Annotated in this window: 16 protein-coding genes; 10 read left to right on the top strand and 6 right to left on the bottom strand. The window is 61.4% G+C overall.

The window, feature by feature from the left end; all coding sequences use genetic code 11:
• Positions 1-20: 20 nt before the first annotated feature.
• Both BcFMB_RS05485 and BcFMB_RS05490 read left to right on the top strand, forming a co-directional pair.
• Entirely contained in the window at positions 21-1,241 is a 1,221-nt protein-coding gene (locus BcFMB_RS05485; protein ID WP_099721237.1) for a GTP-binding DUF697 domain-containing protein, read from the top strand.
• 442 nt (positions 1,242-1,683) lie between these two features.
• Positions 1,684-2,319, top strand: a complete 636-nt coding sequence (locus BcFMB_RS05490; RefSeq protein WP_232513911.1) for a hypothetical protein — start codon at positions 1,684-1,686, stop codon at positions 2,317-2,319.
• A gap of 282 nt (positions 2,320-2,601) precedes the next feature.
• Here BcFMB_RS05490 and BcFMB_RS05495 read toward each other — a convergent pair whose 3' ends face one another.
• Together BcFMB_RS05495 and BcFMB_RS05500 are read right to left on the bottom strand one after the other, a co-directional pair.
• Entirely contained in the window at positions 2,602-3,738 is a 1,137-nt protein-coding gene (locus BcFMB_RS05495; RefSeq protein ID WP_099721238.1) for a hypothetical protein, read from the bottom strand.
• Positions 3,739-3,923: 185 nt separating this feature from the next.
• Positions 3,924-4,583: an XRE family transcriptional regulator gene (locus BcFMB_RS05500; RefSeq protein ID WP_232513756.1), complete on the bottom strand. Its 660-nt coding sequence runs from the start codon at positions 4,581-4,583 to the stop codon at positions 3,924-3,926.
• A 565-nt stretch (positions 4,584-5,148) separates the two neighbouring features.
• On the opposite strand from BcFMB_RS05500, the gene BcFMB_RS05505 reads away from it, so the two are divergent.
• From BcFMB_RS05505 to BcFMB_RS05535, 7 genes are all read left to right on the top strand, one after another.
• The gene (locus BcFMB_RS05505; protein ID WP_157775132.1) at positions 5,149-6,747 is read left to right on the top strand and encodes a hypothetical protein; all 1,599 of its coding nucleotides are present in this window, start codon (positions 5,149-5,151) and stop codon (positions 6,745-6,747) included.
• Positions 6,748-7,574: 827 nt separating this feature from the next.
• The gene (locus BcFMB_RS05510) at positions 7,575-9,173 is read left to right on the top strand and encodes a DUF6591 domain-containing protein (RefSeq protein ID WP_099721734.1); all 1,599 of its coding nucleotides are present in this window, start codon (positions 7,575-7,577) and stop codon (positions 9,171-9,173) included.
• A 37-nt stretch (positions 9,174-9,210) separates the two neighbouring features.
• Entirely contained in the window at positions 9,211-9,870 is a 660-nt protein-coding gene (locus BcFMB_RS05515; RefSeq protein ID WP_024540753.1) for a hypothetical protein, read from the top strand.
• Positions 9,871-9,981: 111 nt separating this feature from the next.
• Positions 9,982-10,431: a hypothetical protein gene (locus BcFMB_RS05520; RefSeq protein ID WP_024540754.1), complete on the top strand. Its 450-nt coding sequence runs from the start codon at positions 9,982-9,984 to the stop codon at positions 10,429-10,431.
• A 72-nt stretch (positions 10,432-10,503) separates the two neighbouring features.
• Positions 10,504-11,082: a hypothetical protein gene (locus tag BcFMB_RS05525; protein ID WP_024540755.1), complete on the top strand. Its 579-nt coding sequence runs from the start codon at positions 10,504-10,506 to the stop codon at positions 11,080-11,082.
• 38 nt (positions 11,083-11,120) lie between these two features.
• A complete protein-coding gene (locus BcFMB_RS05530; protein ID WP_099721240.1) occupies positions 11,121-12,323 on the top strand; it encodes an SPFH domain-containing protein in 1,203 nt (400 codons plus the stop codon).
• Between the two features lie 35 nt (positions 12,324-12,358).
• Positions 12,359-12,877, top strand: coding sequence for a hypothetical protein (locus BcFMB_RS05535; protein ID WP_024540757.1), 519 nt, complete (start codon positions 12,359-12,361; stop codon positions 12,875-12,877).
• Positions 12,878-13,544: 667 nt separating this feature from the next.
• On the opposite strand, the gene BcFMB_RS05540 is transcribed toward BcFMB_RS05535, so the two are convergent.
• The 3 genes from BcFMB_RS05540 to purT all read right to left on the bottom strand — a co-directional run bounded on the left by BcFMB_RS05540 (position 13,545) and on the right by purT (position 19,568).
• Positions 13,545-17,276, bottom strand: a complete 3,732-nt coding sequence (locus BcFMB_RS05540) for a phosphoribosylformylglycinamidine synthase (RefSeq protein ID WP_099721241.1) — start codon at positions 17,274-17,276, stop codon at positions 13,545-13,547.
• 155 nt (positions 17,277-17,431) lie between these two features.
• Positions 17,432-18,184 carry a phosphoribosylaminoimidazolesuccinocarboxamide synthase gene (gene purC, locus BcFMB_RS05545; RefSeq protein ID WP_099721242.1) on the bottom strand — a complete coding sequence of 251 codons (753 nt, stop codon included), beginning with the start codon at positions 18,182-18,184 and terminating at the stop codon, positions 17,432-17,434.
• A 136-nt stretch (positions 18,185-18,320) separates the two neighbouring features.
• A complete protein-coding gene (gene purT / locus BcFMB_RS05550) occupies positions 18,321-19,568 on the bottom strand; it encodes a formate-dependent phosphoribosylglycinamide formyltransferase (RefSeq protein WP_099721735.1) in 1,248 nt (415 codons plus the stop codon).
• A gap of 116 nt (positions 19,569-19,684) precedes the next feature.
• On the opposite strand from purT, the gene BcFMB_RS05555 reads away from it, so the two are divergent.
• A complete protein-coding gene (locus BcFMB_RS05555) occupies positions 19,685-20,908 on the top strand; it encodes a glycosyltransferase (RefSeq protein ID WP_099721243.1) in 1,224 nt (407 codons plus the stop codon).
• Between the two features lie 97 nt (positions 20,909-21,005).
• Here BcFMB_RS05555 and BcFMB_RS05560 read toward each other — a convergent pair whose 3' ends face one another.
• Positions 21,006-22,031 (bottom strand): threonine aldolase family protein, encoded by a 1,026-nt coding sequence (locus BcFMB_RS05560; protein ID WP_099721244.1) that lies wholly within the window; start codon positions 22,029-22,031, stop codon positions 21,006-21,008.
• Positions 22,032-22,066: the final 35 nt, after the last annotated feature.

The following is a 22,066-nucleotide window of genomic DNA, read 5'->3' on the forward strand; positions in this document are numbered from 1 at the left end:
GACGCGGTTAGGATGGCGGCATGGCATACGACAACGGCGGTGTGAACGACGGGCGGCCCATCGCGCCGTCACGGCAGCTGGAACCCAAAGGCAACGTGCTCGTGCTGGGCAATTCGGGCGTCGGCAAATCGACGCTCATCAACGCCGTCATCGGCGAGGACGTCGCGAAGACGAGCTTCGGCACGCGCGGCACGACCGGGGAACTCGCGATCTACGCAAGTCCGTCGGTGCCGTTCCGCGTCATCGATTCGATCGGTTTTGAACCGTCGCCGATCGCGAGCCTGCGCGCCGTGCATGCGGTGCGCAAATGGTCGCGGATGAGCGCGAAGGAAGGCAACGAGAACACGCGCATCAACGTGATCTGGTTCTGCGTGGATGGCACGGCGGCGAAGCTGTTCCCTGACACGATCCGCAACCTGGCGAACGCCGTGCGGATGTGGAAATCGGTGCCGATCATCGCCGTCGTCACGAAATCGTATTCGCAGCCGGATCGCGAACGCAACATCGCGATGGTGCGGGAGGCGTTCCACGGGACGCATATCGAGCGCAACCTGCGCGCGATCGTGCCGGTCGTCGCGCAGACCTATGTCATCAACGACACGGCCTTCGCGGCGCCCGAAGGCATCGCCGACCTCATCGACGCGACGATGCAGGCGATGCCCGAGGGCTTGCGCGGAGGCGCACATGACCTGCAGCACTTCAAACTGACACGCAAACGCGTGCTCGCGCAGGGACTGATCGGCGCATGCGTCGCGGCCGGCGCCACCGTGGGCGCCGTGCCGATCCCGATCGCCGACTCGCTGATCCTGTCCCCGCTGGAACTCGCCGAGCTGAACGGATTGGCAAGACTGTACGGGATCGACAAGGACGAGGACGCCAAACGGCTCTTCGATGAGGTCGTGCAGGTGGGCACGGCGGGCGTCGTCGCGCATTCGGCGATCAGCGCGATCAAGGCGATCCCGGGCATCGATCTCGCGGCGAGCGTCATCAACGCGATCGTCGCCGCGAGCATCATCGCCGCGCTCGGCGAGGGCGCCGTCGCCATGTTCGAGGAGATCTACTCCGGCAAACGCAGCGTGCACGACCTCGGATGGGCACGCCATCTGATGGAGGAACAGTTCGGCGAAGGATTCATCGGCAAGGTCAACGGCATCACCGTGGCCGCGCAGGCCGGCGGCAAGGACATGCGTCAGATGATCGTCGACCTGGTCAAGGCGGCGTTCCTGCAGCGCGGGAAGTAGATGGTACTGGGTGGTCGCGGAATCTTAATAGATTGTAATCTGCGAATGACGGATAGGCAATAATGTCATTTTCGTACGTTTTATATGAGTGGATTCCGATTTTTCTGGTGTGATGATCATTGATGACATCGCTCGTCTTCGGGGGGGCACATATGCGGATCGGGCCAGGATGATGTGCGTATTCAACCGTTGTATATTCTGGAAGATACGAGTTTTATGATATCGTCGCGTCGCCGACGCCAGTGGTCTGTTACCATCGGGAAACGAAGACAATGAGATGTCGATTGGGAATCAGTGACTATGCTGAGAGGAAACATTCGATGCGATTGTCGGCATGGCCGCCGATAGGTGAATCGTCGTCCATGGCGGCACCTGCAATGAAGGTCCCGACCAATCGTGGCAGCTCGACATGATGACGTGATGATGAAAGGTTGTGAGCGCGATGAAGTCGATAAAGGCTTGGATTGGTGCCATTGTCGGACTTGTGGTGGGAGCGTTGGTCGTTGCGCTGTTCTGCGGAGCGATTCCCGGCGTGCCGGCGCCCTTCTCGACCAGTTCTAAATCCACGGATACGCAGGTGATTCGTGCGATGGAGCAGACCAAAGAAGTGTCGCTGCTTCGGCTGGGCATCACCGGCGTCAAGTCGAGGGAGAATAAGAGCCATTTCTTCAACATGGAGATTCCGGGCACCGAGCGTGCGCAGTTCATTCAATACTCCTTTGACGCGAAGCTCGGCTTCGACGGCAAAGACGTCGTTATCAAACCCGCCGGTGATAACACGTTCGATGTCACGATTCCCGAGTTCAAATTCATCGGATACGATCATCCGGAATACCGGACGATCGTCGAGCAGAACGGAGCGCTGAGTTTCGGCACCGAACAGATCGATACCGCCAATATGATCAACGAGATTCTGTCCGATAAGGCGAAGAACGAGTACGTCGAAAAGAACCGTGATATTCTCGAGGATCAGGCGAAGTCGTTCTATGCATCCATTGTCAGTAGCGTCAGTCCGGAGACGAAGTTGAATTTTACGTTCCAGCAGGGCGGCGATAAAGACAAGGACAAGGAAGCCTGAACTGAGGCTTCGCGGAGAAGCCGACGGGATAGTGCAAACATCGCTTGCTGCAGTGATATGCGAATCTGAAGAAGCCCGCCTCGCGGACGATATGCCATGAATCATATCGTCCGCGAGGCGGGCTTCTTTATAACATGCCGATGCCGATGCGGCAAACGTTGACGAGGCGCAGCCTCACCACAGCTTCGGGAAGTTGCTGAACGCCTTCTTGATCTGGTTGCCTGCCTCGTTGGCGGCATTGCCGATCTGCTTGGCGCCTTCGTCCAATGCGTTGCCGGTCTGCTACAGCAGCTGCCCGGTGCCGTTCGCGATGTTCTGCCCGACTTCGCCCATCGCCTGATCCCACTGTTTCTCCGAATAATGCGGCGTCTTGTATTCCATGCCCAGCGCTTTGTCGAAGCGTGCGAGGGCGGCCGCGATCTCATTGCCTTCCCGTATGACGACTGGCGCATCCATCGGCAGCAGGATGACGCGCATCGTGTCGTCCTTGCCCTGCACCGCCTGCTTGATGGCCTGCTGCAGTCTGGCGGTCGCATCGGTGAGCGAGTGGTAGCGTGCGCGCCGATTGTCCACGATGACGAAGCGATGCTTGCTGAGCAGTTCCGGATCGAGGTCGGCGTCGATGAACCGCTGTACCTTGAGCATGTCGATGCGGTCGCGCAGGCGCAGGCAATCCGCGGCGACTGCCAACCATTCTCCGATGCTGGGGCGTGCCTTGGTCAAGGCGTCTTTCGTGGATCGGGTATCGTTGGTGGACGCGACGATCTTGTCGGCGATGGCCTTGAGTTGCAGCAGCGCATATTGCTGTACTTCGTTCACGGTCTGGGCGCTGCTGCCCAGTTGGTCCCATGTCGCGTCGGAGAGGGCGCCGATATGCCGCAGTTCGTTTTCGGCCTCCGACACCAGTCCGGCGACGCTGAGGAATTTCGCCAGTTCGGCGTTCTTCTGCTGACGCAGCACCTGATCGACCTTGGCGTAGATCTGCTTGAGATAGTCGGTCATTTCCTTCATCGTCTGCTCGAGCGCCATCGTCAGCATCAGCATTTCGACATTCGCCAGTTTCTCCGGCGAAATGCCGCCGGCTATCTTCTCGAACTGCACGTTGCCCTTGATGCCGCCTTTGCCGCCCTTGCCGATCACTCCCATGAAATTGCCGGTGTCGTTGTTGCGCAGCAGACCGTGCTTGCGTGCTTTTTCGGCGGATTCCTTGGTGAGCTTCACCCATCGCCCTGAGCGCTCCTGCATCTTCCGGAGCATCTTCGCGGCGCGTTGCGCGTTTTTCAATATTGCGGCATTATTGATGTCCACGGTCTGCTCCTCTGCGATCTGGAGCTCGGCGAGGGCCTGCCGGATATCGTCGGAATCGCCCAACAGCATGATTCCGTCGTCGTCGCCGTACACTTCGATTTCGTTGGTCATGGCATCCCTTTCCATGTCGTGCAGGTCGAGCCGGCTGCATTGCCGCTATGAACCTTTTGCGAATTCAATTATCCTCATAATACTGTTTCGAAGAAGGGAGAGACGGTGGGCGTGGCGCGGAGCCTCATCGTTACAGCGGCTGCATCATGCAGAGAATAGGTGAGTGGCGTGTTGTCCGGTGGATCTCAGAGTGCGCCGTACCAGAGATCGTCGTTGTCGGAAACGTCCTGCGTATCCGATGCATCCGCGGAATCGGTATTCAGGGAATACTCGAATTGCTGCTCGGTCGGGGTCGGATAGGCGTCCTTCAGCAATGACGAGAACGATTCGTTCGCCATGCCGTAGAATGCTCCGGTGATCAATTGGAAGGTCCGGTTGTCCGGCAGGTCGCTGCTTGCGGCGAGCGATTGCATCAGGCTTTGGAATCGCTCGGGGCTGGAATAACAGATTGTGGACATCTCGTACAACGTAAGCATTTTGGCCGCCAGTTCGCCGAAGTCGCTGGAGGAGAGCATGCGGTCGATCGTGTCGGCGCGCCAGCTGCGCAGTTCGTCGTCGGGAGCGCCGTCGGGTGCATCGATCCATCGCCGGATGGCGAGTATGGAATCACTGCTCAGTCCGGTATAGGAACTGGCTTTCTCCAGATCGAAGGACGTCTCGTTGGTCTCGCCGGTCAGGTAGCCGACGTCGACTCCGAAGAAATCGGCGATGAGCATCATCGTTTCGTATTTGGGAAAACCGATGACGCCGTTGGCCGTCTGGTTGCCGGTGTTGAGCCACCGACTGACGTCCTTCTGATGGAACCTTGTCAGATAGGTGCGGTTGAGTGCGCTGACGAACTCCACCTGCGTCAGACCCCGTTCGTTCAGGCATTCGCGCAATCTGCGCCTCCAGCAGGCAGCCCTCGTCTGGTTTATATCATCCATACCATAATTCCCTTCTCTTAATTCGCTTATTTATAACATGTTATGTCATTGACACTATATGACGAAGCTTCGAGAATGGAACAACAGGGCAGAGGACTCGTCATATCCCCGGAAAACCGCCGATTGTCGCGATAGGCAAGGAGTGCGATTCGCGAATAAAACATGCCCCTTGATGACGAGAAGCATGACAGGGCGCAAGCCCAACGCGACCGAAGGCCGGTCGCGAACCATCTCTCGTCAGAAAGGAGTGCAGATATGTTCGCACAGTTGGCAAGCATGATTCTGCGCGGCGTTCGAGAGTTGGATGAGGCGGCACGCGAGGCGTCGTCGGGTGAGGGTCGTCCGCGTACGGCGGATGACGGGAGCTCGGCGCCGGTCTCTATGGGGAGTTCCGCGCCAGAACAGAACGACCGATAGATGAGCGGGTGTGCGGATGCGGCGACGCATCCGCACACCCTGTCTCCGAGAGAAGGGAAGGTCAGCCATGACCTCGCCAGAAGTGAACCCAGGAGCGGATCCGCAGAACGATTACACTCCGGTAGATTCCATGCAGACAGATGCGACGCAGCCTGTGCAAATGACGGAACCGACGGCGCCGATGGCGGCAACGTCGGGGGTGGATCCGACGCGGGCGATGCCGACTCAGACCATGCCGCAGATTCCGTCACAGCAGTTCCCGCAGTCCGCCGATGTCGTCTATCAAGCGATGAAGGACGCGCTGCTGAAGAGTCAGGGCTTTACGCTCGACATGGCCGATGACGTCATCAAGACGGCGAATATCACTTCGCGTAGCGATGGCTCTACCTATATGGTGCAGGTCATGGAAAACCCATTGGGTGGATCCGTGGTCCAGATTGTGCCACAGGGCCAGACAGGCGCCAATATGCAGATGGAATCCATGGTCTTCTTCGGGGAGCTGAACCGCGAACTGATGATGCAGCAGATGACTGCCGCAGCACAGCAGAATCCTGCGGCGCTGCAGAACGCAGACGGTCAGCAGACGTGGGCCCCCCAGAGCGCGGGGACCGGCGGCGGGGCGCATGCTCCGAAGAAGCCTGCGGGCTGGGTGATGTACACTGCTATCGGCGCACTTGCGTTGGCGGTTGTGGCGCTCATCCTGCTTATCGTGCTCACTCCGAAGACCGGTGCCTGGCTCGTGTGGGTGCTTGGTCTGGTGTCGTTGGCGCTCTCTGGATTCGCTCTCTATGCAGCGTTTGCGCTCAACAAAAACACGGTGTCTAGGATCCTTGCGGCAGTTGCCGCGGTGGTGTCCGTATTGGCGCTTGTTTTGGGCTTTGTCAATGTTCCGAAAGCTGGAACCAGTCAACCGTCTAAGGCATCATCGTCAATGAGCAGCGGTGGGGCGACATCGGATTCCTCGGATAACAAGGTGGATACCAAGTCGGAGAATAAGCCGTCAGAGACGCAGACGCCTGCCAATGATGAAACTCAAAATCAGGCTGGTACGGCCAGCGGCCTTGAAGAAATCACGGCGGAAATTGAAAAGGACTTCCAGTCGAGTTCAGCGGCCATTACTGCCAAGATGACGGAAACCGAGGCGAAGATTGGCGACACCATCGATTCGTATAAGACAAATAAGTCGGCGCTGACGGATTGGTATGCTTTTGTGTCTAGCGAGACGGATGCGTTGTATAACAAGGTAAGCGATGGTGCCGTGAAGTATATGCAGACATTGTCACAGAAAGCCACGTCGGATAAATATCTTGATGCGGATGCTCTGCTTGATGATTTCTATAAGGCCGTGTACGAGGACGCGTTTGAAGATTATTATGATGATATTTATGATACTGCTTATGAAGATGTGTATGATAAATATTATGACGGTCTTCTTGATGACAAACCGGAGAATATGGAGTATTCGGAATGGTCGGATCTCCGTAGCGAGGCGTACAAGGCTTGGTCTGATTCCAAGTCTGATTTCTATTCCACATGGTCGGATATGAAATCGGCTGTCTATACGCTGTATTCGGACGTGAACTCGGAAATCTGGGATGATGAGTTCGACTTCACGAAGGCGATTGAGCGCTTCCAGAAGAAGACAACCCAGTTCAAGGCGCAGTGACATGCGGCCATTGGCCGGATGAACGAGGCGATGGGCGGGGCTCGCCGCAGAAGGTCGATCCCGTCCATTCCCTCCGTATCCGTCGGTTTGAGGTGGGGATGCAGGTGTTCGAGCTCGAGTGCGGCGCAACGATCGTTGGCTACTGTGGACTGAGTTGGTCAGGTCGGATTTCAGGTCTGCTCGAATCGGTTGCCTGTCTCCGTTCTGGGGAGCTGAGTGTACACGGCTCGTCCGGTGATCCTTCGAGGTGAGGCTCGGTTTGCGGTCGCGATGGCGTCGTCGTCGAACTTGACGGAGGTAGTATGTTCAACGTCGTGATTACGGAGTCCAATTTTGTCGGATGCGATCATCCGAAGTGCCGGATGGTCGTTGGATGAAACGATGTGGAGATGATCGGATCGACATCCCTATTGCTGGTGACATCAATCTGAGGGGGAAGCTGAATTTCAACTTTCGGTAAGAAGGCGATAGGGGTGAGAATATTTGGCAATTAAGAGAATGAAGATAGTATGATTGTAGTCTATATTTTCTCTGCTGCCATATGATGCTAAATTTTACTGATTGTGAAGTTCTTGCGATGTGGAGGGCTGAATGCTATACATGATGAAGTGACATGTTTAATTAAGCGAAGATGCTTATGGAAGTAGACAGTCGTGACATGTTTGTGATATATTATCAAATCTGCACATTGTTTGTGCGATGTATGTCATGAATCACAATTACATGGTTTCTCTACAAAAACATGTGTTTTCTGCATTTCGCTTGCAGTAGTGGAGTAGAATCAAAACACTTTTATTCATGATGAGGAAATGAAGGGAAGGCTGACCATGACCACGCCAGAAGCGAATCCGGGGGCAAATCCGCGGTCAAACCAGCAAAGCTATATGGCCTCGGCACAGGACGTATACGGCGCGTTGGAGCAGATGCTGCAGTTCAGCGCCGTCTTTGATCTGATTCATAAGGATGACCAGACGAAGACCGTCACATTCAGCACTCCGAACATCAATGGGCTGTTTATCGCGAAGGTGACGGAGGGCACCGATCCCTCCTCCGGCGTCGTGCAGGTGACGGTACCAGTCGAAGCAGGGGATGCCGCACAGCAGGAGATCGCGAAATTCTACAAGGATCTCGGCGACCAGCTGATGGTGCAGGGTACGACGCAGACGATGCCGGTTGCGACGACGACCATGCTCAACGCGCAGGAACAGCCGACGCAGGCAATGCCGACTGTCCCGACGACGCCCGCTGCGAATGCGGCTGCCGACGAAGGCCAGACGGCATCGACGACGCATCGTGCGCCGAAGAACAAGTTCACGGCGATGCTGACTGACAAGAATACTGGAAAGACGTCCGCGGTCGCGGTCGCGGCACTCATTGTTAGCGCCGTATATTTCCTTATCGGTCTATTTGCTATGGCAACAAATCCGCCAATTGGGCTATGTGTAGTTTTCGCGATTGTTCCTATTGTGCTGTGTGTGTTGGCGTTCTCGCAAACACAGCCGGGGAGGAAACATGGTCGTATGATCACGGTCATTGCGGCTGCTATCGCTGTCATTGCGCTGGTGCTGTCTCTGATCGGCGCCGTCGGAGGCAGCAAGCATGAATCGCATACGACGAGTACTACACCGTCAAATGCTTCGTCGTCTTCTGCGGAGGACGAGGACCGATGCAAGACTTTCGCTTGGCCGACGACAGGTGCCGCCACCAAGATTCCCGCACCGAAATCCACCAGGGGTATGGATGTCTATGAATTTACGGCGTCCTACAGCGTCACGGTATGCGATGTCACGGCCAGCGATTTCGAATCCTATGCCAATGATCTACGTGCCAAGGGCTTCACTGTGGACCTCGCCAAGTCGGATGATACGTTCAGTGCGAAGAATACCGCAGGCGACAGTGTCATCGTGATGCATAATCCCAACGAAGACACGATGAGCATCTCCATCGATTCCAAGGAGGATGCGGATAAGGAAAAGCAGCGGAAGGCCGACGAAGAAGCTGCCAAGAAGGTCGAAGAGGAAGCCGTCAAGAAGGCTGAGGAAGAGAAGAAGGCTGAAGAGGAACGCAAGAAGGCCGAAGAGGAGCAGAAGCGCCTCGCAGAGCAGGAAAAGAAGGCTCAGGAGGAAGAGACGAAGAAGCAGCAGGAGTCGCAGAACCAGAACGCCGGCGGCGTGACTCCGTCCGTCAAGGAGGCGATGGATTCCTACGAGTCCTACATGAACAAGTACTGCGACTTCATGAAGAAGTACAACTCGTCCTCGAACCAGGCCGGCATGATGAACGACTACCTCAAGATGATGCAGGAGTATTCGGAGATGACGCAGAAAATCGATGACATGGATCAGTCGTCGTGGACTGATGCCGACCTGCAGTACTATCTCGAGGTCATGAACCGCGTCAACCAGCGCCTCGCCTCGGTCAGCTGATCCTCTTCTCCACGTTCCGATATCTGAAGGATGCATCATGACTACGTCGAATCCCGCGATCTCCCGCGTGTCCCTGGCGCGGCAGAGCTATCAATCATCGGTGGCGCAGACCTATGCCGCGTTGCTGCAGACGTTGCAGTACAGTGCGGGATTCGATGTGGCCGGCAACGATGATGCGGCGCACGCCGTGCGGTTCCGCCTGCCCGACGGCGATGACGAATTCGAAGCGCATGTGATCGCCGACGGCGATCACAGCGCGGTCGTCATCGACGCGCCCATCGGCGTGAACGACAAAGGCGCCGCCTATAGCCGTCTGTATCGGGAACTCTCGGAACAGCTGGCAGCGCAGAGCACCGCCATTCCCGCCGACGTCATCGCGAAGCGCCGTTTCTGGAAGTTCGTGACGGCCGACAACCAAGGGCCGCGGTCCAAATGGGCGATCGCCTCCGTCGTCGTCGCCTGCATCGGACTGATCGACGCCATATCCAGTTTCGACGCATGGCGTCCGAACTGGAGCGGCACCTTCATGCTCATCATCCTCATGTTCGTCGTGTGCGGCGTGGGCTTCGCGGTCACCGGACGCGGCGGCAAGGTATCGGGACGGAACCTGGTGCTCATCGCGATTGCAATCGCCTGCGCCGCCACCGTGCTGCTGCTATGCGCATGCACGATCGTCCAGATCAACTATTCGTATTAATCAACCCGGCGCTGTCGCCCATGGTCACGTCGCACGATATGCGGCTGCGGTTCATGGTCGGCGGCATCTTTCTCCAATAATCAGCCACCGATCACCGGCAAAGGAACAATCATGAACAAGAAATCACTGGCAGGTCCCCGCGCGCTCACGATCATCGGAGCAATCGTCATGCTCGTCTCGCTGGCGCTTCCATACGCCACGTCGAGCGACGACACGATGACCGCGTTCACGATCGCCGAACGGTGGAAGGAACTGCAGCGACTCACGAGTATGAGCATCGGCGTCTCGGAGATCATCCTCGCCATGATCATCATCATCGCGGTCTTCTCAGTGCTCGCGCTCATCTTCGCCATCGCCGCGAAAGGCGTCCCGACGCTCGTCTTCGCCATCATCGCGACGCTCGCCTACGTCTATTTCAATCTGAGTTTCACGCCATATGGTCAGTACAGCCTCGGCTTCGGCGTCTATCTGTTCTACATCGCCGCCGTCGCCGCCATCGCCGGATCGATCTGGATGATCGTCGTCAAGCACGGCAACAAGAACACGGCCGCCAACGCGTGACGGGCGAGGTCGTCCTGGTACGGCGGCCCTAATGAAGAGAGCACGTTCCACAGGGAAGTGAGGAGGAACAGGATGCACAGCATCGATCTGCTGCCCAATGAGGGCATCATCGCGCAGTTTGACGGCGTCGGCTGCGAGAGCCCCGATTTCAAGGGCTTCGAACGTGGTGAACTGACGCTGACCAATATGAGTCTCGTGTTCACCTACACGCAGATCAAGATGTTCGGCAAGGACATCGACCATACGTTCTCGTGGTCGTTGCGCGACATCAAGGTGGTGAACGGCAAGCCGCAGCTCATCATCGACAAAGGCGACAGCCACCAATGCGACATCCTGCTGCGCAAGGGGAAGATCGAGCTGCGCATGGCTTCGCATGCGGACCTCTCGAAGCTGGCGAACGGCATCAACAAGGAGATCACCGGCAGCGACGAGGACATCGTCGGCGCGCCGAAGACCTTCATCAGCGGCATCGCCAGCGCACTGACCGGAGCAACCAAGGAAATGGCGGAGGCGTTCAACATGAGCGGCCTGACGAAGCCGAAGAGCGCGAAGACGGTATCGAAGACCTGCTTCGGTTGCGGCGCCGCCCTGCATGGTGCCGAAGGCACGTCGGTCCACTGCGAGTATTGCGGCAGAAACGAACAGCTCTAACCATCCACGGGATCCAGCAAGTCAGAAAGTAGGCAGCTATGGCGTTAATCAGGGCATTCACCGGCGCACTGGGCGGCACCTTCGCCGATCAGTGGCTCGACATCATCACCGTGGACCGCTTCGACGAGCATGCGGCGCTGATGCCGGGCATCTACCAGGAGACGAATCGCGGCCGCGGCTCGAACACGCGGCACTCGGATGCGGTGATCTCCAACGGATCGCGCATCTACGTGCCGGAGAACACGGCCGCCTTCATCTTCGACCAGTCGGGCATCGAGAACATCATCACCGAATCGGGCGGCTACGAATACCGCACCGGCGGCACCGACAGCGTGTTCGCCGGCGACGGCATCGGCAAGTCGATCTTCGGGCAGATCGGCGAACGCTTCAAGTACGGCGGCGAACCGGTGGCGAACAAGCGCGTCGCCTTCGTCAACCTGCGTGAGATCCGCAGCCTCAAATTCGGCACGCCGGCGCCGCTGATGTACCACGACAGGTTCTACGACACCGATCTGGACATCCGCGCCCGCGGCATGATGTCGCTGCGCATCACGAATCCGACCGCGTTCATCCGGCAGTTCGTGCCGCCGAACGTCGACTACATCAGCTTCGACGATCCGAAGATGAAGTCGCAGCTGCTCAGCGAGTTCATGCAGTCGTTCTCGGTCGCGCTCAACTCGCTGTCGAACGAATACCGCATCTCCGAGCTGCCGAGTCAGGCGAATGCCATCGCGCAGGCGATCGCGGCGGACGAAGGCAACGCGGGTACGTGGGAGTCGCGGTTCGGTATTCATCTGGCGGGTATTGGTATCGAGAGCATCGAGTTCACGCCGGAGTCGCGTGAGCTGGTCAAGCAGTATTCGGCGAATCGTATGAATGTTGCGGCGTATGAGAACGTTTCGCAGCAGGCGTCGAACATCGCGGCGCAGCAGAAGATCGCACAGGGTGTGCAGGAGAGCGGGTTCGGTGATATGGGCGGCATGATGCTCGGTGTGGGCTTCGCGCAGGGCGTCAATCCGATGACCGGGGCGATGCCGGGCCAGCAGGTGGCGCAGCAGGCGGCTGTGGCTGGTGCTGCGCCGGCGTCGCAGCCTGAGGCTTCGCAGGCGTCGTCCGGGCAGCCGGCGATGTCGTTGTCGGAGCAGATGGATGCGTTGAAGAGTCTCAAGGAGTTGTTGGACGCCGGCATCCTCACGCAGGAAGAGTTCAACCTCAAGAAGAGGCAGATTTTGGGGCTGTGATACGCCCCGTTATAAGGAAAAGGAAAGGGGACACCATGTCCGATCAGGGAGCCACCAGGAATCTGACGATTCCGAAGATCATTGCGATCGCGGGCAACGCGCTCATGCTGCTATGCATCTTCCTGCCGTACGCCTCAGCGCCGCAGGATTCGCCGTACCGCCAATTCGCCGATGAGACGATCGACGGCGTGCGCGCCGGCGAACTGGCCGACCCGTCATTGTTCAAGTTCGTGACGCTTTACAACAAGCTCAAGAACGACGTCGCCGGAGGCTCGGAAGTCGCGACGATTATCATGGTGATGGTCATCGCCATCGCCGTCGCGGCGCTTGTCGCACTGATCTTCGCATGCATCGCGAAGGGCATTCCGGCGCTGGTGTTCAGCATCATCGGCTTCATTCTGTTCCTCGTGCTGAACTGGGACTTCAGTGACCGCGGCGTCATCTCTTCGGACAACTACGGCTGGGGCTTCGGCTACTACCTGTTCTTCGTCGCCGCGATCGTCGCCGTCGTCGGCGCGATCTGGCTGATCGCCGCCAAGCGTCAGGCCAAGTAATCCGACATACGGCAGATTGAGAATGCAAGGCCGCGCATCCGGTTGGGTGTGCGGCCTTGTTTTTTGCTGTGAAGACGGTGGAGGGTTGTTGTGGCCTATCTGCGATTTTGGGGTGGGGTGTTCCGGAGACCGGGCGGTTAAATGTGCTGTTCTTAGCGCCTTTGTTCGCATATGGTAGCTTTGGAGGTTGTTGGAGGCGGTGTCTCCGAGAGCGCCCACCCCAAAATCGCAGATAGGGCCTCGGGAGGGACGGAGAGGACGTCGGATGGGTCTTGCCGCATCCGACATATTGTCGGATAGGGCTTTGAGAGCGCGGAGAGGACAGTGTCCGGCACCGCAACGGCAGGTCCTTCGCAGATGGGGCCTCGGGACCGCGGAGAGGATGCTCAGTCGCGGCGCCGAGGCGGGGCGGGGTAGTGCTTGACCGTGAATTCGGCGGCATCGATGCGTCATGCCGCCACTTTTCCTGCACCACCTCAGAGAGGGAAACAGCGGTGCATCGGACAGGGATTGCGGACCGGATGTGGGTAGGAGCTCCGCTCCTTATATATGCAGGGGGATGCGGGATAGGGGATACAGGATAGGGGATACAGGATATACGAATCGGCCCCGCGGAACGGATTCCGCGGGGCCGATTCATGCGCTCAGCCAAGCGCCCGCCAATCGCTCAGCCGAAGTACTCGACGCCGGCTTCGAAGATCGGCTGGTAGGTGTTGCCCGGCACGTTGAGGTACAGGCCGTTGCCGGAGCGCTCCGAATGGCCCATCTTGCCGAAGACGCGGCCATCGGGACTCGTGATGCCCTCGACGGCGAGCATCGAGCCGTTCGGGTTGACCGACAGGTCCATGCTCGGCACGCCGTCCTCGTCCACGTACTGCGTGGCGATCTGGCCGTTCGTGGCCAGCTGCGCGAGCATGTCGTCCGAGGCGACGAAACGGCCCTCGCCGTGCGAGATCGCGACGGTGTGCACGTCGCTGACCTCGGTCTTCGCGAGCCACGGCGAGAGGTTCGATGCGACGCGCGTGCGCACGAGGCGGCTCTGATGACGGCCGATCTCGTTGAACGTGAGCGTCGGGCATTCGGCGGTCATCGGCACGATGTCGCCGAAGGGCACAAGACCGAGCTTGATGAGCGCCTGGAAGCCGTTGCAGATGCCGAGCATCAGGCCGTCGCGGTTCTTGAGCAGGTCGCGCACCGCCTCGGTGACGGCCGGCGCACGGAAGAAGGCCGTGATGAACTTCGCCGAGCCGTCCGGCTCGTCGCCGCCTGAGAAGCCGCCGGGAATCATGACGATCTGGCTGCGGCCGATTTCGTCGACGAGCGCCTGCGCGGATTCGGCGACCGCCTGCGGCGTGAGGTTGTTGACGATGAGCGTAGTCACCTCGGCGCCGGCACGTTCGAACGCCGCCGCCGTGTCGTACTCGCAGTTGTTGCCCGGGAACACCGGGATGACGACGCGAGGCTTGGCGATCTTCGGCCCCGCATACTGCACGCGGCGGTCAGTCTCGAAGGACACCGTCTCGACCTGCTCGAGTTCGGCGCCGGCCGGCGTGCGGTACGGGAACACCGATTCGAGGCCGCGTTCCCACGTCTCCTGCAGCTGCGCCATCGGCAGGTCCTCGCTGGCCGCATGGAAGACGTAGTCGTCGGTGGTCTCGCCGATCTGGCCGATTTCGACGAGGTTCGACGTCGCCGGCAGCTTCGCGTCGTCCGCCAGTTCGACGATGAACGAACCGTACGCCGGCGCGAAGAGGTCGTCGACGGCGATCGCGTCGTCGAGCTTGACGCCGATCTGGTTGCCGAGCATCATGCGGAACAGCGATTCGGCGGTACCGCCGTAACCCGGCGTGGACACGGCGAGCGCGTCATGGAAGTCGACGAGCTCCTCGACGACGTGGAAGGCCTCGAGCAGCGCGTCCTTGTCCGGCGTGATGCCGTCGGCGAGGTAGCGCGGCGCGATGCGCACGACGCGATGGCCGCCCTGCTTGAACTCCGGGCTCGTCGCGCGGTTCATGTTGCCGACGGCGACGGCGAAGGAGATCAGCGTCGGCGGCACGTCGAGGTCCTCGAAGGATCCGGACATCGAATCCTTGCCGCCGATCGCGCCGACGCCGAGGTCGACCTGCGCCATCAGCGCGCCGAGCACGGCCGCGAGCGGCTTGCCCCAGCGTTCCGGCTCGTCGCGCAGCTTCTCAAAGTACTCCTGGAAGCTCAGATACGCCTTCTCGTGCTCGAAGCCGGCGGCCACGAGCTTGGCGAGCGATTCGACGACGGACAGGTAGGCGCCGGTGAACTGGTTCCGCTCCATGATGTACGGGTTGAAGCCCCACGCCATCGCCGACGCGGTCGTCGTCTCGCCGAAGACCGGCAGCTTCGCGACCATCGCCATCGGCGCGGTCAGCTGCGTGCGGCCGCCGAACGGCATCAGCACGGTGCCGGCGCCGATCGTCGAGTCGAAGCGCTCGGACAGGCCCTTGTTCGAGGCGACGTTGATGTCGGAGAGCATCGCGTCCATGCGTTCGGCGAGCGTGCCTTCGTTGAACGGCGTGACGTAGGTGCCCTGAGCGGTCACATGCGCGTCCTGATGCTTGTCGGCGCCGTTCGACGCGAGGAACTCGCGCGACAGGTCGACGATCGCGTCGCCGTTCCAGCGCATGACCATGCGCGGCTCCTCGGTGACGGTCGCGATGACCGACGCCTCGAGGTTCTCCTCGGCGGCGTACTTGAGGAACTCGTCGACGTCCTCGGCGGCCACGTCGACGGCCATGCGCTCCTGCGATTCGGAGATCGCGAGCTCGGTGCCGTCGAGGCCCTCGTACTTCTTCGGCACCTGGTTGAGGTCGACGTCGAGGCCGTCGGCGATCTCGCCGACCGCGACGGAGACGCCGCCGGCGCCGAAGTCGTTGCAGCGCTTGATCAGACGGCACGCGTCGCCGCGGCGGAACAGGCGCTGCAGCTTGCGTTCGACCGGCGCGTTGCCCTTCTGCACCTCGGCGCCGTCGAGCTCGAGCGATTCGACGTTGTGCGCCTTCGAGGCGCCGGTCGCGCCGCCGATGCCGTCACGTCCGGTGCGGCCGCCGAGCAGGATGATGCGGTCGCCCGGCGCCGGCGTCTCGCGGCGCACATGGTCGGCGGGCGTCGCCGCGACGACGGCGCCGACCTCCATGCGCTTGGCGACGTAGCCCGGATGGTAGATCTCGTTGACCTGTCCGGTTGCGAGCCCGATCTGGTTGCCGTAGGAGGAGTAGCCGTGCGCGGCCGTCGTGACGATCTTGCGCTGCGGCAGTTTGCCTTCGAGCGTCTGGTCGATCGGCGTGCGCGGATCGGCCGCGCCGGTCACGCGCATCGCCTGGTAGACATAGGAACGTCCCGACAGCGGGTCGCGGATGCAGCCGCCGATGCAGGTCGCCGCGCCGCCGAAGGGCTCGATCTCGGTCGGATGGTTGTGCGTCTCGTTCTTGAACAGGAACAGCCAGTCCTCGTCCTCACCGTTGACGTCCACCTTCACCTTGACGGTGCAGGCGTTGATCTCCTCGGATTCGTCGAGGTTCGTCAGGATGCCGTTCGCCTTGAGCCATTTCGCGCCGAGCGTGCCCATATCCATCAGCGTCACCGGGCGGTCGTCGCGGCCGAGCTCCTCGCGCATCTTCAGGTAGCGTTCGAAGGCGGCCTGGACGGTTGCGTCGTCGATCGTCACGTTGTCGAGCTGCGTGCCGAAGGTCGTGTGGCGGCAATGGTCGGACCAGTACGTGTCGATGACCTTGATCTCGGTGATCGTCGGGTCGCGGTCCTCGTTGACGAAGTAGTCGCGGCAGAACTGCAGGTCGGCGACGTCCATCGCGAGCCCGCGGTCGTCGATGAAGCGTTCGAGCTGCTCGTCGTCCATGTCGCGGAAGCCGTCGATGACCTCGACCCTGCCGGGCGTCGGGATCTGTGTCGCCAATGTGTCGCGCGTCGCGAGGCTCGCCTCGCGCGCCTCGACCGGGTTGATGACGTACTTCTTGATCGCGTCGATGTCCGGCGTGCTCAGGTCGCCCTTGAGCGCGTAGAGCGTGGCCGAGCGCACGGTCGGGCGCTCGCCCTGGCTGATGAGCTGGATGCATTCGCTCGCCGAATCGGCGCGCTGGTCGAACTGGCCCGGCAGGAACTCGACGGCGAAGACGGCGTCGCCGCCGAAGTCGGGAAGGTCGGAGGACACGTCATCGGACTGCGGCTCGCTGAAGACGGTCGGCACGACCTGCTCGAACAGCTCCTCGCCGATGCCCTCGACGTCGTAGCGGTTGATCAGGCGGATCTGCTCGAGCGGCTTGATGCCCAGGATCGTCCTGAGCTCCTGGGTGAGCTGCTGGGCCTCGACGTCAAAGCCCGGCTTCTTTTCAACATATACGCGGAAAACCACGGTTCTTCCTTGCTCTCTTGACTCTGATGGTTGCAGGTGGATATGGGGTAGGAATGGGAGAAAAACAGGGGCATGGGTGGCGGAGGGCGGCCCCATGCGGCGCTCACGGCAAAAACGGCCCGCATCCGGTATGCGCCGGATGCGGGCCGTCCGCGTCATTCGGCGCGCTCGATGCCTTCCTGTTCGGCAAGCGCCGTCAGACGGTCGTAGATCTCCTCGTAGGCGGGGATGATGTTTCCCAGGTCACGGCGGAACAGGTCCTTGTCGAGATGCTCGATCTGGCCGGAGCCGTCCCTGAGGTCCCATAGGCGGCAGGTGTCCGGCGTGATCTCGTCGGCGAGTAGGATCGTGCCGTCGGAGGTCTTGCCCTCTTCGATCTTGAAGTCGACGAGCTGCACGTCGATCTTCGAGAAGATGTCGAGCAGCGCGTCGTTGACGGCGCGCGCCTGCTTCGAGATCTCGGCGAGCTCCTCGTCGGAGGCCAGACCGAGCGCGACGATGCCGTCGTCGTTGATGAACGGGTCGCCGAGCTCGTCGGACTTGTAGCAGAATTCGAGGATCGGACGGGTGAGCTTCGTGCCCTCCTCGACGCCGTAGCGCTTCGCGAAGGATCCGGCCGCCGTGTTGCGCATGATGATCTCGAGCGGGTACATGTCCATCGCGCGCACGAGCTGCTCGGTGTCCGAGATGCGCCTGATGAAATGGGAGTCCACGCCGCGCGCCTTGAGCAGGTCGAAGAGGACCGAGGTGATGCGGTTGTTGAGGCTGCCCTTGCCTTCGATCTGGGCTTTCTTCGCGCCGTTGCCGGCGGTCGCCTGGTTCATGTATTCGACCCAGAGGACGTCCGGATCGTCGGTTGCGTACAGTTTCTTGGCCTTGCCCTCGTAGAGCTTGTCCATCTTCTGCATTTTCTGCTTCTGCCTTCCGTGGATTAAGGGAAATGGAACGCTGAACTGACGCCATCAGCGTAGCAAGCGGCGGCAACATGGGCGCGTCCCGGCTCACGTTTCAAACGCGGGAAGGGGCGCCCGGGCCTTCGCATGCTCAGACGATGCTGACCTGCAGCGCCTGGGCTGTCTCGACGGCGCGCACGCGCGCCTCCTCGACGTCCTGTCCGAGCGCGAGCGCGACGCCCATGCGACGGTGGCCGTCGACCTTCGGCTTGGCGAACACGCGCACGTCGACGCCCGGCTGCGCGAGCGCCTCGTCGAGGTCGTGGAACTCGGCTTCGCCGTGTCCCTCGACGACGATCGCGTGGCTCGCCGCCACCGTGTACTTCGGGATGTCGAGCGCGACGTGGCCGTCCTTGACCGGCACACCGAGCATCGCGCGCGCATGCAGGTCGAACTCGCTCAGCCGCTGGCTGATCATCGTGACCATGCCAGTGTCGTGCGGACGCGGCGAGACCTCGTTGAACAGGACGGTGCCGTCCCTGAGCACGAACAGCTCGACGCCGAAGACGCCCCACGCCGTGTCGGTGCCGGCGCGCGCGACGAGTCCCTCGACGACGGCGTGCGCGATGCGGCGCGCCTCGTCGAGCACGTCCGCCGGCACCTGCGCCGGCTGCCACGAGTCGCGGTAGTCGCCGTCCTGCTGACGCTGGCCGATCGGCTCGCACACGACGACGCCGGCGACCGAGCTGACGGTGAGCATCGTCAGCTCGTAGTCGAGGTCGACGAGACGTTCGACGATGACGCGCGAGACGTCGCCCTCGCCGTGCGCGCGGCGGCCCTGCTGCGCCGCCGTCCACGCGTCGTCGACGCCGTCCGCGGCATGCACGACCGACTGTCCGTGGCCGGAGGAGCTCATGATCGGCTTGACGACGCAGGGGAAGCCGATCGCGTCGGCCGCCGCCTTGAGTTCGTCGAGCGAGCCGGCGAAGCGGAACGGCGTCGTCGGCAGGCCGAGTTCGTCGGACGCGAGCGTGCGCAGCGCCTCGCGGTCCATGCACGTCGCCGCGATCCTCGCACTCGGCACGACGCGCACGCCGTCGTGCTCGGCCGTCTCGAGCACCGACGTCGCGATCGCCTCGACCTCGGGGATGATGATGTTCGGGCGCACGTCGTCGATGAGCGCGCGCAGCGCGTCGGCGTTCGCCATGTCGACGACGCGCGCCTCGTGCGCGACCTGCTGCGCCGGCGCGTCCGCATACGAATCGGCCGCGATGACGCGCACGCCGAGACGCGTCAGCGAGATCGCGACCTCCTTGCCGAGCTCGCCGGAGCCGAGCAGGAGCGCGCGGGTGGGATGTTTGCCGTTGGGGGTGCCGAGTGCACAATCGATTTTCGTCATGGCACCCATTGTGCCACCGGTAGTGCACGGCCGCCGGCGGCGTTCCACGCGCCGTCATGGACGCCCGCGGGACGCGAACCGCCGGTTCGGCGGCGTGGCCGCTAGACTGGACGACTATGTGCGCACAACAGAACACGGCATCCTCCAGCGACGACCGGCAGGACGACGACCGGCCGCTCAAGGTCGCGCTCGTCGTCGACACGTCCGGCAACGGCGGCAACGGCACGTCCAATTCGGCGACCCAGTGGGCGGCCGAACTGCAAAGACAGGGACACGAGGTACGGCTCGTCGGCATCGGCGCTCCCGAATACCCGGCGCGCGAGAACCATATACCGCTCGTCAGCTGGATATCGGCGAAGCAGCAGATGCAGTTCGCGCAGCCGAGTCGCACGCTGTTCGACCGCGCCTTCGAAGGCGTCGACGTCGTGCACATCTACGAGCCGTTCAAATTCGGCAGGCACGCGCTCGCGAACGCGCGCGCGCACGGGCTGCCGGTGACCGCCGGCTTCCACGTGCAGCCGGAGAACGTCATGTATTCGGCCGGTCCGCTGCGCTACATCCCCGGCATGAACGCGTTCCTGTACTGGCTGTTCCACCACTGGCTGTACCGCAACGTCGACGCGATCCACGTGCCGACGAGGCTCGGCGCGCATCTGCTCAAGGAGCACCACTACGGCGAGCCGATCTACGTCATCTCGAACGGCTACCAGCCCAGGTTCACGGCGAAGCGTCAGCGGCCGGGCGCCGAACCGGCCGGCGTGCCGTTCCGCATCGTCGCCTCCGGCAGGCTCGCCAACGAGAAGAACCATGTGGAGCTCATCGAGGCGATCGCGATGAGCGCGCACGCCGACGACATCCATCTGACGATCGCCGGCACCGGGCCGATCAGGCGGCGCGTCATGCGCAAGGCGCGCAAGCTGCTCAGCCGTCCGGCGACGATCGGCTTCCACCGCAACGTCGACATGCCCGACCTACTGCGCTCATGCGACCTGCTGTGCCATCCGTCGATCGCCGACCTCGAATCGGTGAGCGTCATCGAAGGCATGGCGTGCGGCCTCGTGCCGGTCATCGCCGACTCGCCGCTGAGCGCGGCCGGACAGTTCTCACTCACGCCGGAATCGTCGTACCCGGTCGGGCATCCAGAACAGCTCGCCGACCGCATCGACTGGTGGATCGACCATCCGCGCGAACTCAACGAATGGGGCCAGACCTACGCCGAACACACGAAGGAGACGTATTCGGTCGAACAGTCGGTGAAATGCTTCGTGCGGATGGAGCGCGAGGTCATCGCCGCGCATCGCGCCGGCAGGCGCGCCGCCGGCGACACCGACGGCCGCTGACGGCGGCGGGACTCGCGTCGCGCGAACACGGCGCATACATGCTGCGGCCGCCGGCGTCATGGGACGCCGGCGGCCGCAGCATGTATCGGGGGAAAACTCACAGATAGGAGATCAGTTCAGCCGTCTGCTCGTCGGTCGTCGCCCAGCTCGTGCAGATGCGCAGCATGACATGGTCGGCGTCGACGGCCTCCATGAAGCCGAGCGTCACATGCTTGGCCAGCTCGGCGGCCTTCTTGTCGGTGACGGTGATGAAGATCTGGTTCGTCTGCGAGACGAAGTCCACGTCGTAGCCCTTGTCCGTCAGCGCCCGGCGGATCTTGTCGGCCTCCTTGTTCGCGTGTTCGGACAGCTTGAAGTACAGGTCGTCGGTGAACAGCGTGTCGAACTGCAGGCCCAGCAGCCAGCCTTTCGCGAGCAGCGCGCCATGCTGCTTGACGAGCGTCGTGAAGTTCGTCGGCGTGTTGCCGCGCGTGAACACGACGGCCTCACCGAACATCGCGCCGACCTTCGTGCCGCCGATCGTGAACACGTCGGCGACGCGCGCGATGTCGTCGAGGTTCGCGTCGTTGCCGTCACTCGTCAGTGCATAGCCGAGGCGCGCGCCGTCGATGAACAGCGGCAGCCTGCGGTCGTGCGCGACCTGGGAGAGCGCCTCGAGCTCCTCGAGCGTGTAGACGGTGCCGTATTCGGTCGGCTGCGAGATGTAGACGGCGCCGGGGAAGACCATATGCTCGTGGTTCGCATCGGCGTAGAAGCGCTCGCAGTAGTCGTCGAGCTGTGCGGCGGAGATCTTGCCGTCCTCGTTCGGCAGTGCGAGCACCTTGTGGCCGGTCGCCTCGATCGCGCCGGCCTCATGCGTGTTGATGTGGCCGCTGTCGGCGCACACGACGCCGGCGTACTGCGGCGTGATCGACGCGATCACCGTCTGGTTCGTCTGCGTGCCGCCGACAAGGAACCACACATGTGCTTCGGGGTCGTCGCACAGTTTGACGATCTTGTCCGCCGCGGCCTTGCAGTAGTCGTCGACGCCGTAGCCGGGCTGCTGCTCCTGCTGGATCTGCTGCATGCGCGCGAGGATCTGCGGCGCGGCCGTCGAGGAATAGTCGTTCTGGAAGGACAGCATGATGGGCTCCTTGGGTCTGGATGGGTGTGGTTCGT

This window comes from Bifidobacterium choerinum, from assembly GCF_002761235.1.
Taxonomy (GTDB): Bacteria; Actinomycetota; Actinomycetes; order Actinomycetales; family Bifidobacteriaceae; genus Bifidobacterium; species Bifidobacterium choerinum.